At 48.7% G+C, this 14503-nt stretch carries 14 protein-coding genes; 10 read left to right on the top strand and 4 right to left on the bottom strand.

All coding sequences use genetic code 11. From position 1 onward, the window contains the following. Nucleotides 1-22: 22 nt before the first annotated feature. From hisH to hisC, 3 genes are all read right to left on the bottom strand, one after another. A complete protein-coding gene (gene hisH, locus HMPREF3047_RS04095; RefSeq protein ID WP_070712261.1) occupies nucleotides 23-667 on the bottom strand; it encodes an imidazole glycerol phosphate synthase subunit HisH in 645 nt (214 codons plus the stop codon). A gap of 168 nt (nucleotides 668-835) precedes the next feature. After that, a complete protein-coding gene (gene hisB, locus HMPREF3047_RS04090; protein ID WP_070584979.1) occupies nucleotides 836-1792 on the bottom strand; it encodes an imidazoleglycerol-phosphate dehydratase HisB in 957 nt (318 codons plus the stop codon). A gap of 19 nt (nucleotides 1793-1811) precedes the next feature. Continuing rightward, complete coding sequence (gene hisC / locus HMPREF3047_RS04085; protein WP_070584977.1) at nucleotides 1812-2897, bottom strand: histidinol-phosphate transaminase; 1086 nt, start codon at nucleotides 2895-2897, stop codon at nucleotides 1812-1814. A 218-nt stretch (nucleotides 2898-3115) separates the two neighbouring features. Between hisC and HMPREF3047_RS04080 the strand changes: the two genes are divergently transcribed. From HMPREF3047_RS04080 to rplS, 9 genes are all read left to right on the top strand, one after another. Beyond that, nucleotides 3116-3472 carry a DUF2069 domain-containing protein gene (locus tag HMPREF3047_RS04080; RefSeq protein ID WP_039862096.1) on the top strand — a complete coding sequence of 119 codons (357 nt, stop codon included), beginning with the start codon at nucleotides 3116-3118 and terminating at the stop codon, nucleotides 3470-3472. After that, nucleotides 3469-5301, top strand: coding sequence for a PglL family O-oligosaccharyltransferase (locus tag HMPREF3047_RS04075; protein ID WP_070584975.1), 1833 nt, complete (start codon nucleotides 3469-3471; stop codon nucleotides 5299-5301). The genes HMPREF3047_RS04080 and HMPREF3047_RS04075 overlap by 4 nt, the downstream gene beginning before the upstream one ends. Nucleotides 5302-5507: 206 nt before the next feature. Further along, nucleotides 5508-6185, top strand: coding sequence for a two-component system response regulator MisR (gene misR / locus HMPREF3047_RS04070; protein ID WP_003748666.1), 678 nt, complete (start codon nucleotides 5508-5510; stop codon nucleotides 6183-6185). 15 nt (nucleotides 6186-6200) lie between these two features. Further along, nucleotides 6201-7598, top strand: coding sequence for a HAMP domain-containing sensor histidine kinase (locus tag HMPREF3047_RS04065; protein ID WP_070584973.1), 1398 nt, complete (start codon nucleotides 6201-6203; stop codon nucleotides 7596-7598). A gap of 55 nt (nucleotides 7599-7653) precedes the next feature. Beyond that, a complete protein-coding gene (locus HMPREF3047_RS04060) occupies nucleotides 7654-10044 on the top strand; it encodes a bifunctional acetate--CoA ligase family protein/GNAT family N-acetyltransferase (RefSeq protein ID WP_070584971.1) in 2391 nt (796 codons plus the stop codon). A gap of 75 nt (nucleotides 10045-10119) precedes the next feature. Continuing rightward, nucleotides 10120-10368, top strand: a complete 249-nt coding sequence (rpsP, locus tag HMPREF3047_RS04055; RefSeq protein ID WP_003679465.1) for a 30S ribosomal protein S16 — start codon at nucleotides 10120-10122, stop codon at nucleotides 10366-10368. A 15-nt stretch (nucleotides 10369-10383) separates the two neighbouring features. Next, entirely contained in the window at nucleotides 10384-10893 is a 510-nt protein-coding gene (rimM, locus tag HMPREF3047_RS04050; RefSeq protein ID WP_070460175.1) for a ribosome maturation factor RimM, read from the top strand. After that, the gene (gene trmD / locus HMPREF3047_RS04045) at nucleotides 10893-11642 is read left to right on the top strand and encodes a tRNA (guanosine(37)-N1)-methyltransferase TrmD (RefSeq protein ID WP_003679468.1); all 750 of its coding nucleotides are present in this window, start codon (nucleotides 10893-10895) and stop codon (nucleotides 11640-11642) included. The genes rimM and trmD overlap by 1 nt, the downstream gene beginning before the upstream one ends. 14 nt (nucleotides 11643-11656) lie before the next feature. Continuing rightward, nucleotides 11657-12022, top strand: a complete 366-nt coding sequence (gene rplS, locus HMPREF3047_RS04040) for a 50S ribosomal protein L19 (protein ID WP_003679470.1) — start codon at nucleotides 11657-11659, stop codon at nucleotides 12020-12022. Nucleotides 12023-12233: 211 nt separating this feature from the next. On the opposite strand, the gene HMPREF3047_RS04035 is transcribed toward rplS, so the two are convergent. Beyond that, nucleotides 12234-13643, bottom strand: coding sequence for a PepSY-associated TM helix domain-containing protein (locus tag HMPREF3047_RS04035; RefSeq protein ID WP_070712260.1), 1410 nt, complete (start codon nucleotides 13641-13643; stop codon nucleotides 12234-12236). A 345-nt stretch (nucleotides 13644-13988) separates the two neighbouring features. Between HMPREF3047_RS04035 and greA the strand changes: the two genes are divergently transcribed. Further along, nucleotides 13989-14465, top strand: coding sequence for a transcription elongation factor GreA (gene greA, locus HMPREF3047_RS04030; protein ID WP_003684304.1), 477 nt, complete (start codon nucleotides 13989-13991; stop codon nucleotides 14463-14465). Nucleotides 14466-14503 lie beyond the last annotated feature (38 nt).

Genomic DNA, 14503 nt, shown 5'->3' with positions numbered 1-14503 from the left:
TAGCAGATTTATGTTAAAAACCTCAAATCTGCCAATTTAAAAAATTCCGCAGCAGCAATAATCCTGCCTGATGACTTTTTTCCGTGTGAAACTGTGTGGCAAACACATTGTCTTGACCGACAATGCAGGCAAATTCATTCGGATATTCGCTGACGCCTAAAACAATCTCTTCATTTTTCGGCGCAAAATAATAGCTGTGAACAAAATAGAAATATTCGTTCTGCCCAATGTCTTGAAACAAAGGATGCGGGCGGGTTTGACGTATTGTATTCCAACCCATATGCGGCACTTTCAGACGGCCTCCCTGTGCATCGGTTTGATTGGGCAAAAACCGTTTGACTTGGCCTTCAAACCAACCCAAACCATCTGTATCGCCTTCTTCGCTGTGTTCAAACAATAATTGAGCACCTACGCAAATTCCAAAAAACGGCTTGTTTTTCAGGCCGTCTGAAACCGCCTCGCCCAAATCGCTTGCCTTCAGCGCCGACATACAATCCGGCATGGCACCCTGCCCCGGAAAGATAACCTTATCTGCCGCCATCACCTCTTCTGGCCGCGAAGTCAGATAAACCTCGGCATTTTGATTGGACAAGACCTGCGCCGCCTGAACAGATTTGAATACTGAGTGCAGGTTTCCCATTCCATAATCGACAATCGCTACTTTCATTGTTTCTCCTCAGGCCGTCTGAAAACATTTAATGATTAATATAATAATAAGAATGATTGTAGCAAAAGATGGTTTAAAACAAAATATTGCCACCATACAAGATGAATAATAAAGGCCGTCTGAAATCCCGATCGGTTTCAGACGGCCTTTATTCATTCACACGATGCCTTATTCTTCAGACGCGGCTTCTGCTTCTTCTTGAACAGACTCTTCACTCAACGTGCCTTTGGTAGAAGGCGTTTGACCCATCATGTGCGGATCGTATTCGACCGCCATGCGCAATGCACGGCCGAAGGCTTTGAAAACGGTCTCGGCTTGATGATGTGCATTACGGCCGCTCAAGTTATCGATGTGCAAGGTCATCATGCTGTGATTTACAAGGCCGTGGAAAAATTCTTCAAACAAATCGACATCAAAACGGCCGATCAGGGCGCGGGTAAAGTCAATGTTGTACACCAAGCCAGGGCGGCCGGAAAGGTCGATGACTACACGGCTCAACGCTTCATCCAGCGGAACATAGGCATGGCCATAACGGGTAATGCCGGCTTTATTGCCAAGCGCTTGTTTCAGGGCCTGACCCACCACGATACCGATGTCTTCAACCGTATGATGGTCGTCAATGTGCAAATCGCCTTTGCAGGTAATATCCAAGTCAATCAAACCATGACGCGCCACTTGGGCAAGCATGTGTTCAAGGAAAGGAACGCCGGTATCCAAGCGATATTTGCCGGTACCATCAAGATTGAGGCTGACGGTAATTTGGGTTTCGCAGGTATTACGAGTAACGGTAACAAAACGGCCTTCGGTTGAAACACCAGTTTCTGCTGCTTCGACAGTTTGTTTTTCCAAACGCGCCGCTTCAACCGCTGCTGCTTTTTCTTGATCTTTGCTGTGACCACGGTTCAGCCAGCCTTTGCGTTTGTGCATACCGGATTCCAACTTCGCAGCCAGGCTCGGACGAATGCCGCGTGCAGACTCATCGCCTGCTTGTTGTTCCAAACGGCGTTTGAGCTGAGACAAAGAGGCGGAGTTTTCATAACCGCACGCGCGTGCAAGCTTGGTCAATGAGCCGGCTTCTTCAACCAGTAACAGAAAATTGGTCAAATGCAGTTGAGCTTTGTTCATAATGGTAGTTTCCTTGAAATCAAAGATTGGGGTAAAGGTTTCTAATAACCGCCAAGACGGCATCATTTTGCGCTGCCGAGCCTATGGTTATGCGGACACACTGATCCAAAAGCGGATGGCTGCCATGCAGTTTTTTAATCAGTATGCGGTTTTGCTTCAATGTTTCAAACAGCTCGTTCGCATCAGGAACGCGAACGGTAATAAAGTTGGCTTCGCTCGGAAAAACTTCCAAACGGTTTAATTTCAACAATTCATTCATCACGCGCGAACGATCGTTTTTTAATGTATCAATGTTTTGCTGAATAATTTGATGATGTTTCAATGAGAATTTTGCCGCCGCCAAGCTTAATTGATTCATATTGTAAGGCGGAAGGATTTTGGCCAGTTCACCTATAATGCTTGGACTTGCCGCTGCATATCCCATCCGCAAGCCGGCAAAGCCGATTTTACTGATGGTGCGCATTACGACCAGGTTTTCGACTTCGCCCGCCCACGGAAGGAAACTGTCATGATGAAACGCACCATATGCCTCATCGACAACCACAATGCCGGTTGCCGCACGAATGACCGCCTCTACTTCTTCTCGCTTAAAGCACACGCCGGTAGGGTTATTGGGATAGGCAATAAAAATTAATGACGGCCGATGTTGCTCGATAGCGGTCAAAACGGCAGGGAGATTTAAAGAAAAATCCGGATTTAAGGGAACGCCGACATATTCCATGCCATAAAGCGCGGCATTATGACGATACATAACAAAACTTGGCTCAATACCCAATACACGCGCATTTGGTTTGGCAATCAGCATAGTCAAAAATTGGATAAGCTCGTCGGAGCCGTTACCCAACGCGATTTCCGCTTTATCGGGAATACCGAAAACCTCCCTCAATTCTTCATAAATGCCGCTCTTGGCAGTATGGGGATACAAATGAATCGGCGCCTGCTTTGCCAAGTCCGCCCATTCCGATAATAAAGATTCATACCCGGCGAAAGGATGATGCGGACACTCCATGGCGTCCAACTTAATAAAACCTTCCGGCAAATCGGCAACCTGATAGGCTGTCATTACTTTAATATCATCACGGATAACATCAGCAACGCGATTCATGGTTTTCTATCCTCCTGAGATAAAGTATTTAGAATAATAGCACAATCTTTATTAAATATATATATTAATAAGACTATAAAACAAGATAAAGTTTCATTCGTTTGAAGAAAAAACAATAAATCCTTTCTTCAACATCTTTAAGCAATATTCTTGGCTTACCCTGCCTTTTTAGCGGTATAATTTTAAGTTTTCCAGTACGGCTTTACGCCCTCAATATTGTGAACAATACACGCTCCCCATTACCTTATCTTGCAACTTCCATAAGCCTTATCCTGCTGATCCTGCTTTCCTTATCATGGGAATTATGGATCGCGCCATTGCGCGAAGGCGGCTCATGGTTGGCACTGAAAGCCCTGCCTTTGTGCTTGCCGTTGACCGGCATTTTGAAAAAACGCATCTACACTTACCAATACAGCTCCATGCTGATTCTGATTTACTTTGCCGAAGCCTGTATGCGCCTGGCAGACACGGCTCTCGCCAGCCGGATTTGCGCCGCCGTTTCCGTATTATTGTGCATTGCCTTTTTCCTCGGCTGCCTTGCATTTATCAAACAACAAAAACACACATCAAAATGACCTACCACACACTTTCAGACGGCCTGACTGAATCTTCAGTGAAAACCTTTTGGCCTTTATGGCTCAGTTTTCTTTGGATTTGTGCCATCCCTTTTCTTTCACTCTACCGAGTCGGCCCATTACCCAGCTTTTATCTGGAAGCCATTTCACTGAGCGGCTCATTGGTACTGACATTGATTAGCGCACACAAAGGCCTGCTGAATATCCGCCTTCCCGCACTCAGTATCGGTTTGTTTGCCATGGCTGCATTTTGGTCGCTCCAAGCGCGCCTCATGCACTCTACCTACCCCGGCATGAGCGATATTACTGCCTGGACCTTTGTCATTTTGGCACTGGGCGCATGGTCGGTGCGGGGCTGGGTAGCAGCTTACGGACAGGAGCGCGTCGTCAGCATCTTTGCTTGGTCTTTATTGATAGGGGCAACCATACAAGCCACCATCATCTGGCTGCAATTTAAAGGCTGGTCCAACGTAGAGTGGTTGAACGGTATCATTGCCCGAAGCAACGGCACCGTAAACGGTCAACTCGGCCAGCGCAATCATTTGGGACATTATTTAATGTGGGGCATTTTGGCGGCATCCTATTTATGGACGGCACGCAAAATGTCCAATACAGCAGGTTTTCTGTTCGTATTGGCTTTGACCGCAACCCTCGGCCTTGTCAACTCGCGCACCATCTTAGGCTACATCGCCGCCCTATTCCTGATTACGCCGTTATGGTTTTGGCGTACCCGTTTCCAACACAAACGCGCACTGTGCATTTTTCTCCTGACTGCCATCCTGGCCGCCGCTTTCCAATTCGGTATGGGCAGCCTGTTGGATTTGTTTGGCAACATCAAATACGAAACTGCTGTCGAACGCGCAGGCACCAGCGGCTTTGAAGGCTCCATGCGCCAAATCGAATGGAGCAAAGCATGGATTGCCTTTAAATCCGCACCTTGGTTCGGCCATGGCTGGAACAGCTTTGCCCAGCAAACCTTTCTGATCAATGCCCAGCAACAATATTTCCCCAATAATATCCTCGGCGTACTGTTTACCCATTCGCACAATATCGTCATGCAGTTATTGTCCGAAATGGGCATTGCCGGCACCTTGCTCGCAACCTTAACCCTGCTTGCAGCCGTATGGCGACTGTTGGGACTCAACCAAACACCGGCCTCGCTGTTTTTACTGACTGCCGCCTCCGTCAGCCTCTGCCACAGCATGCTCGAATATCCGCTTTGGTATATCTACTTCCTTACCGTATTCAGCCTGATTCTGTCTCTGACACCTTCTTATCCGAAAGATGTTTCAGACGGCCCTTTATCTACCCGAATCAGACAATGGGCAGGCGGTATAGCTGCTTTATCGATTTTAATCGGCATGGCAAACCTCAGCTGGGAATATCAAAATCTGACCCAATATAGCCGTGTAGGGAAAACCGACGATCCGCAAACAGTTCAAAACAAAATCGACGGCTTGCAACGACTTTCCAAAGAAAGCCCCATGCTTGCCTATTACGCCGATTTGAGCTTGAGCAAACGTGCCGACCCGACCGATGCCTACATCCGTCCGTGGGCGGAAGAAGCCGCACTCAAAGCCCTGACCTACCGCCCCTACTCCAGCGCCTACCAAGTCGGCCTTTACCTCTACCGACAAGGCAAAAAAGAAGAAGGTGCGCAATGGATGCAGGCAATGCAATATTATTATCCTTATATGATGTATTTCTACGCCGACAAAATACGCAGCCACCCGGCATTCGCCCCCTTGCTGCCCAAACTTTTGTCCGATTGCAAAGATTTCATCAACGCACCGAAACACCAAACCGCCCAATCATGCGACAAACCCTGAACAAAACACACCCAATTGTCAGTTTGTCCTTACAGGCCGTCTGAAAATGTAAAGAGCAGCGAGTTTCTATGCAAAAAAGCGCAAAAGCACAGAAAATTACGCTATCAACAAAAGCAGATTGCATGTTAAGATTGAACACAACTCTATTTTAAGCGCCATACTGCCATTTAGTACCGCGGCGCATACAATCACGAAAAGGAAATTCCATGAGTCGCGTATTACTCGTAGATGACGATGCCCTCTTGACCGAATTGCTGACCGAATACCTGACTGCCGAAGGCCTCAACGTTCATAGTGTTCCCGACGGCGAAGCCGGCGTTCAAGAAATTCTGACCGGACAATACGATGTCGTCGTATTAGACTCCATGATGCCTAAAATGAACGGTTTGGACGTGCTGAAAAACGTACGCACCCAAAGCACCGTACCCATCATCATGCTGACCGCGAAAGGCGACGACATCGACCGCATCATCGGTCTGGAAATGGGTGCGGACGATTATGTTCCGAAACCATGCACACCGCGCGAACTCTTGGCCCGCATCAACGCCATCCTGCGCCGTGCGCAACACAGCAACGAACAAAACAACGCGCCTAACAGCATTTCCGTCAGCGACGTCGTTTTGTACCCGGCCAAACGCCAAGCCAGCATCAAAGACACTCCGCTCGAATTGACCAGCACCGAATTCAACCTGCTCGAAGTTTTGATGCGCCACGCTGGACAAGTCGTCAGCAAAGAGACCCTGTCTATCGAGGCACTCGACCGCAAACTGGCTAAATTTGACCGCAGCATCGACGTACACATCTCCAGCATCCGCCACAAATTGGGCGATGCCTCCTTGATTCAAACCGTACGCGGCTTAGGCTACCTGTTTGTTAAAAACTAAAGATTAAACAGATCAATGAAACTGTTTCAACGCATCTTCGCCACATTTTGCGCAGTTATCGTCTGCGCAATCTTTGTGGCGAGTTTTTCATTTTGGCTGGTACAAAATACCCTCGCCGAAAACCAATTCAACCAACGCCGCACCATCGAAACCACATTAATGAGCAGCATCATCTCCGCGTTTAACTCGCGCGGAGACAGCGGTGCGCGTGAAATTCTTTCGGAATGGAAAAACAATCCGGTCTCCAATGCCGTTTATGTGATTACCGGCGATGATAAAAAAGATATTTTAGGCCGCGACATCGATAGCCTCTCCATCGAACGCGCCCGTATCTTTGCCATCAACAATCCTGAATCTGATTTGGCACACATCGAATACGACCGTTTTGGCGAAGAATACCTCTTCTTCATTAAAGGCTGGGACAACCATCAGGCCCAACGTCTCCCTAGTCCGCTCTTCATTCCCGGCTTGCCGCTTTCGCCTATTTGGCACGAATTTATCATTCTGTCTTTCATCATCATCGTCGGCCTGCTGATGGCATACATCCTTGCCAACAACATTACCAAGCCCATCAAAATTCTTGGTGGCGGCATGGACAGAGTAGCCAACGGCGAACTCGAAACCCGTATTTCCCAACAAGTTGACGACCGTGACGACGAATTGTCCCACCTTGCCGTGCAGTTCGACAAAATGGCCGAGAAACTTGAAAAACTTGTTGCCAAAGAGCGCCACCTGCTGCACCACGTTTCTCATGAAATGCGTTCGCCGCTGGCACGTATGCAAGCGATTGTCGGCCTGATTCAATCTCAGCCGCAAAAACAAGAGCAATATCTCAAGCGACTCGAAGGCGAACTGGTGCGCATGGATACTTTGGTCGGCGAATTGTTGACCCTCTCCCGCCTAGAGACTTCCAATATCCCTTTGGAAAAAGAAAACCTCAAACTCGTTTCATTCCTGACCAACTTGATTGAGGACAACCAAAGCATTGCCCACCAAAACAATCAAAGCGTTACCCTGAGCATTGACCCTAAAATCCCTGAAAATGCCGTAATCAGTGCCAACGAAGGCTATCTATACCGTGCCTTCGACAACGTTATCCGCAATGCCATCAACTACAGTCCGGAAGGCAGTACCATTCAGGCTCATATCGGACAAGACGGCAAACACTGGATTATCGATGTTACCGACAACGGCCCGGGTGTCGATGAAATGCAGCTTCCGCATATTTTTACCGCCTTTTATCGTGCCGACTCCAGCGCACACAAACCCGGCACCGGCTTGGGGCTTGCCTTGACGCAACACATCATGGAGCAGCACTGCGGCAAAATCATTGCTGAAAACATCAAACCCAACGGCCTGAGGATGCGTTTCATCCTTCCCAAAAAGAAAGCCGGAGACAAAAAAGAAGCCTAAAAATAAGGCCGTCTGAAACTCTTCAGACGGCCCAAAACACAAATAAGGAACCATCATGAATGCAACCGTCCAAACCGGCTACTTCTTCATGCCCGAACACATCATCCTTGTCGGCGCCAGCGAACGCCCCCACAGCCTTGGCGAACGCATTTTCAGCCACCTGCTCGGTTCCTCATATCAAGGCAAAATCACGCCCGTCAATCTCCGCCACAGCAGCGTTGCCGGCCTCCCCTCCTACTCCAGCCTCAGCAAAATTCCAGGCCAGGCCGACCTAGTTGTTGCCGTCATCCCGCACGACCATTACGACACACTGTTCAAAGCCTGCCGCAAAAAAGGCCTGCGCCACATTATCCTGATCCAAGATTGGGAGAACCTGCCGCCCGAATCCTGCAAAAACGCCCGTTCCATCATTCAAAAATATCACGGCGACGAATTAAACATCAGCGTTTGTAACAGCGCAGGCGTCCAACTTCCCTCACTCAATCTCAATATCGGCACCCAAGCCGACTATCCGGCCGGCCATATCGCATTACTCACCGGCCACAGCACTGTCAGCCGCAACATCAACCATCTGCTGAACACAATGCATCAAGGCATATCGCGCCACATCAGCCTCAACTACAACCTAAGTCCCACCACATCCGCCGACTGGCTCAACCGCTTCGGCCACAACCGCCATACCAAAGTTGCCGTCATCCACTACAATCCGACCGAAAACCAACGCGAGCTGTTCAGCGCCATCCGCCACTTCACACGTCACACCCCGCTTATCCTGTTGTCCACACACCATACCAACGACACAGACAAAGCCATCCTGCGCAGCCTCAGCCGCCATTGCAATTTCCAACCGGTATTCAATACCGCCGAGCTGGAAGCAGCCCTAAAAGCCCACCTTTCCGGCATTCCCGTCATTACCAACCCCACCATTCTGTCCGACACGCCGATAGAATGGCTGCACACTACCGCCAATGCCTGTGAATTGACCCTCGACCTCCCAACCGATGTACCATCCATCCGACAAGGCTGCATCGGCAGCAACCCCACGCCTGCACGCATCCACCGTCTGGCGCTCGAACAATTACAAAATCCGCATACTCAAGCCCTGCTCGGCATTATTTCGCCAGATACGCCGGATGCGTACAGCATTCATCAAACTCTGGATAATTTGACACAAAAAACCAGCAAGCCCATTCTCGTCAGCTATCGTTTTTCAGACGGCCTGACTCGGTTTAACACGCCGGAAGAAGCCTTACTGACACTTTATTTCCGCAATCAAACCGCCTATTTGCAACAGGTGCAAAATACCCCTGCGCCAGCCAAAACAGGCCGTCTGAAAACACCTAAAAGCAAAAATATCGATAAAGCCATTGCTTCCGGCCAAACCGAACTGATGGCGGAAGCCCTATACCTGCCTCCGTGCCAAACCCAAAAACACAATGCCGTCCAGTTCCGGTTCAGCCGCCATGCCATTTACGGCAACATCCTTTCCGCCCATTACAACGGCAAAACCGAAGCCGCATTACCTCCATTTACCACACTCGATATCCAGCGTTTAAGCCAATTTGCAGAACTCGACAACACTTCCGTTCTCAATCAATTCCTGTATTCCCTAAACACGCTTATCCACAACAACCAGCATATCGGCGACATCATCCTCAACTACAACGGCAGCCAATACAGCAGCACCATCATTCCCGAAATTGTGGAAAAACCAGCCGCGCCGACAACCAAAATCCCCAAAAAAGCCGTCCAAACCTTAGAACAGGCCGCCGCTAAAATGCAAAGTGCCGCCGCCTACCTCCAACAAAAAAATCCGGTCGCAGCCGAATTCCTACGCAACACCGGCGAAGCCGCTTCCGAACTGCTGCACCCTAAAACCGAAACGCCCGAGATACAAAACGTACTCGCACCCTATCCGAGCCAAACCGATACCTTTACCCTGCCCGACGGCAACACACTGCACATCCGCGCACTAGAACCTGAAGATGCCGAAGCCAAACAAAAATTTGTCCGCCAATTACCCGCGGCCGACCGCTATACTCGCTTCATGACCCATACCAACGAGTTACCGCTGCCCACACTCGCACGGCTGACCCGTCCCGATTTCCATACCGAATGCGCGTGGGCAGCCTTCGCTTCAGACGGCCGTATCGTCGCAGTCAGCCGCTACAGCCGCATCAATCGCAATGAGTGCGAGTTCGGCATTACTTTAGCGCCTGAAGTACGCAAAACCGGCTTGGCCGGCAAAATGATGAGCTTCATTATCCAAACTGCCACACAGCAAGGTTACCAAACCATGAATGCGGAAATCCTCAAAGAAAACACACCGATGCTCAAACTCGCTGAAAAATCAGGATTTACCGTTACCCCATCGGAGACCGATCGCGGCCTGTATCAAGCAAGCCTCGATTTGAACGAATGGCAAAACAGCAACAAAAACAAATAAAAACTTGCATAACCCGTGTGAAATATCCTAAAATTAGCGGTTTCTATATATCCGCATTTTTCAAAAGGACTCAAAATGGTAGTTATCCGTTTGGCTCGCGGCGGCTCAAAACACCGCCCTTTCTACAACGTAGTCGTAACTGACTCTCGCAACCGTCGTGACGGCCGCTTCATCGAGCGCGTAGGTTTCTACAACCCCGTTGCCAACGAAAAACAAGAACGCGTACGTTTCGACGCAGACCGCATCAACCACTGGGTTGCTCAAGGCGCGAAAGTTAGCGACGCAGTTGCCAAACTGATTAAAGAGCAAAAAATCGCTGCTTAATCAGCCGAAACGACCATGACAGACACTCAAAAACGGGTAGCCATGGGCTACATCAAAGGCGTATTCGGCATTAAAGGCTGGCTTAAAATTGCCGCCAATACCGAATATACCGACAGCCTGCTGGACTACCCCGAGTGGCAGTTGTGCAAGGATGGCAAAACCCTGGATGTTATGCTTGAGGCAGGTAAAATTGTCAATGGCGAACTTCAGGTCAAATTTGAAGGTATAGACGATCGCGACCAAGCATTTGCCTTGCGCGGCTATACCATCGAAATCCCCAGAGAGTCATTCGCCCCTACTGAGGAAGATGAATACTACTGGGCAGATTTAGTCGGCATGACCGTCATCAACAAAGAAAACATCGTCCTCGGCAAAGTCAGCAACCTGATGGAAACCGGTGCAAATGATGTTTTGATGATTAAAGGCGAACACGGACAAATCCTGATTCCCTTTGTCTCCAACTATATCGAATCTGTCGATACCGACAGCAAAACCATTATCGCCGACTGGGGTTTGGACTACTGATGCTGATTCAAGCCATCACCATTTTCCCAGAGATGTTCGACAGCATTGTCGAATATGGCGTTACAGGCAGAGCAAGAAAACAAAATCTTTGGCAGTTCCAAGCCATCAATCCCCGTAAATTTGCCGACAATAAACTTGGCTATATTGATGATCGCCCCTTCGGAGGTGGTCCGGGAATGATTATGATGGCGCCGCCGCTTCAAGCGGCAATCGAAGAAGCCAAAGCAAACTCGCAAAAACCTGCCAAAGTAATTTATCTCAGTCCGCAAGGTCAGCCGCTGACGCATAAAAAAGCTGCAGAACTTGCCGAACTGCCCCATCTTGTTCTTCTATGCGGACGCTATGAAGGCATAGATGAAAGACTGTTGCAAAGCAGTGTGGACGAAGAAATCAGCATTGGCGACTTTGTCGTCTCGGGCGGTGAATTACCCGCCATGATGTTGATGGATGCCGTCTTAAGATTGGTCCCGGGTGTATTGGGCGATATACAGTCAGCCGAACAAGACTCGTTTTCAGACGGCCTTTTAGACTGTCCTCATTACACCAAACCCGTAGAATTCCAAGGCATGATGGTTCCCGAGGTCTTACGCTCAGGAAATCATGGCTTGATTGCCGAGTGGCGATTGAAACAATCGCTGCGACGCACTTTAGAGCGCCGACCTGATTTATTGGAAAAGCGCAGTTTAATCCCAAAGGAATCCCGCCTCTTAAAAGAAATCTTGCAAGAGCAACAGGAAATCCAATCATAACTTAGGAAAAACAAATGAACTTGATTCAACAATTAGAGCAAGAAGAAATCGCTCGCTTGAACAAAGAAATCCCTGAATTCGCTCCAGGCGACACCGTTGTCGTATCTGTACGCGTAGTTGAAGGTTCTCGCAGCCGTCTGCAAGCATACGAAGGTGTTGTTATCGCTCGCCGCAACCGTGGCCTGAACAGCAACTTCATCGTTCGCAAAATCTCTAGCGGCGAAGGTGTAGAACGCACTTTCCAACTTTACTCTCCTACCGTAGAAAAAATCGAAGTTAAACGCCGTGGTGACGTACGTCGCGCCAAACTGTACTACTTGCGCGGCCTGACCGGTAAAGCAGCTCGCATTAAAGAAAAATTGCCTGCTCGCAAAGGTTAATCGCTTTCATCAAAAACCCACTTCAATGAAGTGGGTTTTTTGTTTTTATACAAGATCTCCTCATCTTTCTTACACAATCCTGCAAGCCAATCACAATACACTTCTCGCGCATAAACTTAAACAGAATCATAATTCCCTTGCTTCTTTTAACCTTTATACAAAAGGCCGTCTGAAACAAAAGATTCAGACGGCCTTTAATCACATCGGGCGGTTATTTAAACCATCTTGCCAATGCAGGGATACGCGACAACAACAGTGTATCCAAAATCCAAATAACAGCAATTGCGGCAATAGCTGTTGGGAAAATCACAGCCAAAATCAGAAGTGGCACAGCCATTGCCCACCATACCGGCAATTTGATTTTCTGTGCAGGAGGAACCAAACCACGTGCTTCCGAAGGACGGCGTTTCCACCACATCACACAGCCGCTGATGCAGACGAAAATGACTGCCAAGCAGAACAAAACGTTCGCCAGCACACTCCACCAGCCCATCGTACCGATATGCAGCGCAATGCTGACCGCCATGAATTTACCAAACCAGTTGTAATCATCGTAATGGATGTCGGCAAGGACTTTGCCGCTGTATTGATCGATGTGTACCGTGCGGTCGGCGGTCGGACTGGGCATATCGTAGCTCATCGAGTCCTGAGACAGCGTCCACACGCCCGTTTCGCCTTTAGGCAAATTAAGCTTGTAACGGCCTTCAAAACCAATTTCGCGGGCAAAGCGGTCAACTGTTTCCAAAGTCATCGGTTCGCTCGGATTGATGCCGTTTTCGCCCTTCGTCGTACCGGAAACAGGCATAGGCGTAAGCTCCAGAACCCATGGCACTTCTTTGATTTTACCGTCGTTTAACACATCGCCGTGGGTCGGCACGGTAGATACAGGGTTCGGTTCGACGCCCCATTTACCGGCAGGGAATTGGCTCCAAGACTGAACCAACTTACCGCCCCAAATTCCCGCCCAAGCAACGCCCGAGAGACAGAACAGCAACAGAAGCAAAGAAACCCAAGTGCCGAATGCGCCGTGCATGCTACGCCACCATGTACGTCCTTTACCTGCTTTCGGTACAAGCATGGATTTCACACCGCGCTGTTTTGCCCACCACAGGTAAATCCCGGTAATGATCATCAAAATAGTCAGTGAAGCGGCTGTTTCCAGTATATAGTCGCCCACCGTGCCGATCATCATATCGCCATGGATTTCGTCCATGATGTGATACCAGCCGTCATTGCGCGGCGTTGAATTGACGACCTTCGCCGTATAGGGATCAACGGCAACCATAGCAGCCTTATCGTCATTGTTCACGCGGAATACGGCAACCATATCATCTGCGCGCGGCGCAATATACTGCACTACCGAAGCAGTTTCCGGATTCACAAACTGTCTAGCAGCTTCAGCCTGAGCCGACAAAGGCTGCACTTGCGCCTGCGGCGTAACATGTATGCGTTCGCCTTCTTTACCGGTGACATTGGCAAATAGCAGCATTCCCAACCCTGTAACAGCGAGCAGGGTTAAAAACGGCGCAACCAAAAGTCCGGCATAAAAATGCCATCGCCAAACAGTCAAATAACGGCGGTTAGCCTGTTGTTCATTTTGGGAAGTTGGTTTTGTTTCCATATATTCTCTTTATATAGTTAAAGCAGACTAATTATTACGAATTAGCATCAGACATTTTAATCAAAAACATTCATTTAAGAAACCGTTTTTCCGATGCAGCTTTGAAATACTTCAATATTTAGTTTTCAGGCCGTCTGAAAAAACAAAATAGAACAGAAAACAACACTTTACTGAAAATCCGTTTTAATCATTGCGGTTTCGGCAGAATTTGGTAGAATACAGGCATTACTTATTTATTCATCAAGCCGCCAAGCTTTGGCGGCTTGTATTTTTATTTCCAATCCGGCTACCGCGCGTGGCCGGATAAAATTTTAAAAGCATCATCATGCTTTCATGGAGAACTCAATGCAAAAAATCCCTTTGACCGTCCGTGGTGCAGAATTGTTGAAACAAGAACTTCAACACCTCAAAAGCGTAGCACGTCCAGAAGTCATTGAAGCCATCGCCGAAGCACGTTCGCACGGCGACTTGTCTGAAAACGCAGAATACGAAGCCGCCAAAGAGCGTCAAGGCTTTATCGAAGGCCGTATCGCCGAGTTGGAACACAAACTCTCTATGGCGCACATCATCAACCCTGCCGAAATCCATGCAGAAGGCAAAATCGTGTTCGGTACAACTGTGACACTGGAAGACTTGGAAACCGAAGAACAAGTTACCTACCAAATCGTCGGTGAAGATGAAGCAGATATCAAAGAACGCAAAATCTACGTTGGCTCCCCCATTGCCCGAGCCCTGATCGGCAAAGAAGAAGGCGACGTTGCAGAAGTTCAAGCACCCGGCGGCGTGCGTGAATATGACATCATTGCCGTACAATATATCTAAATAAACAAAAGGCCGTCTGAAAACATTTTCAGACGGCC

It is taken from the genome of Neisseria sp. HMSC075C10, from assembly GCF_001815615.1.
Taxonomy (GTDB): Bacteria; Pseudomonadota; Gammaproteobacteria; order Burkholderiales; family Neisseriaceae; genus Neisseria; species Neisseria subflava_A.
This window is presented reverse-complemented; position numbering and strand designations above follow the sequence as displayed.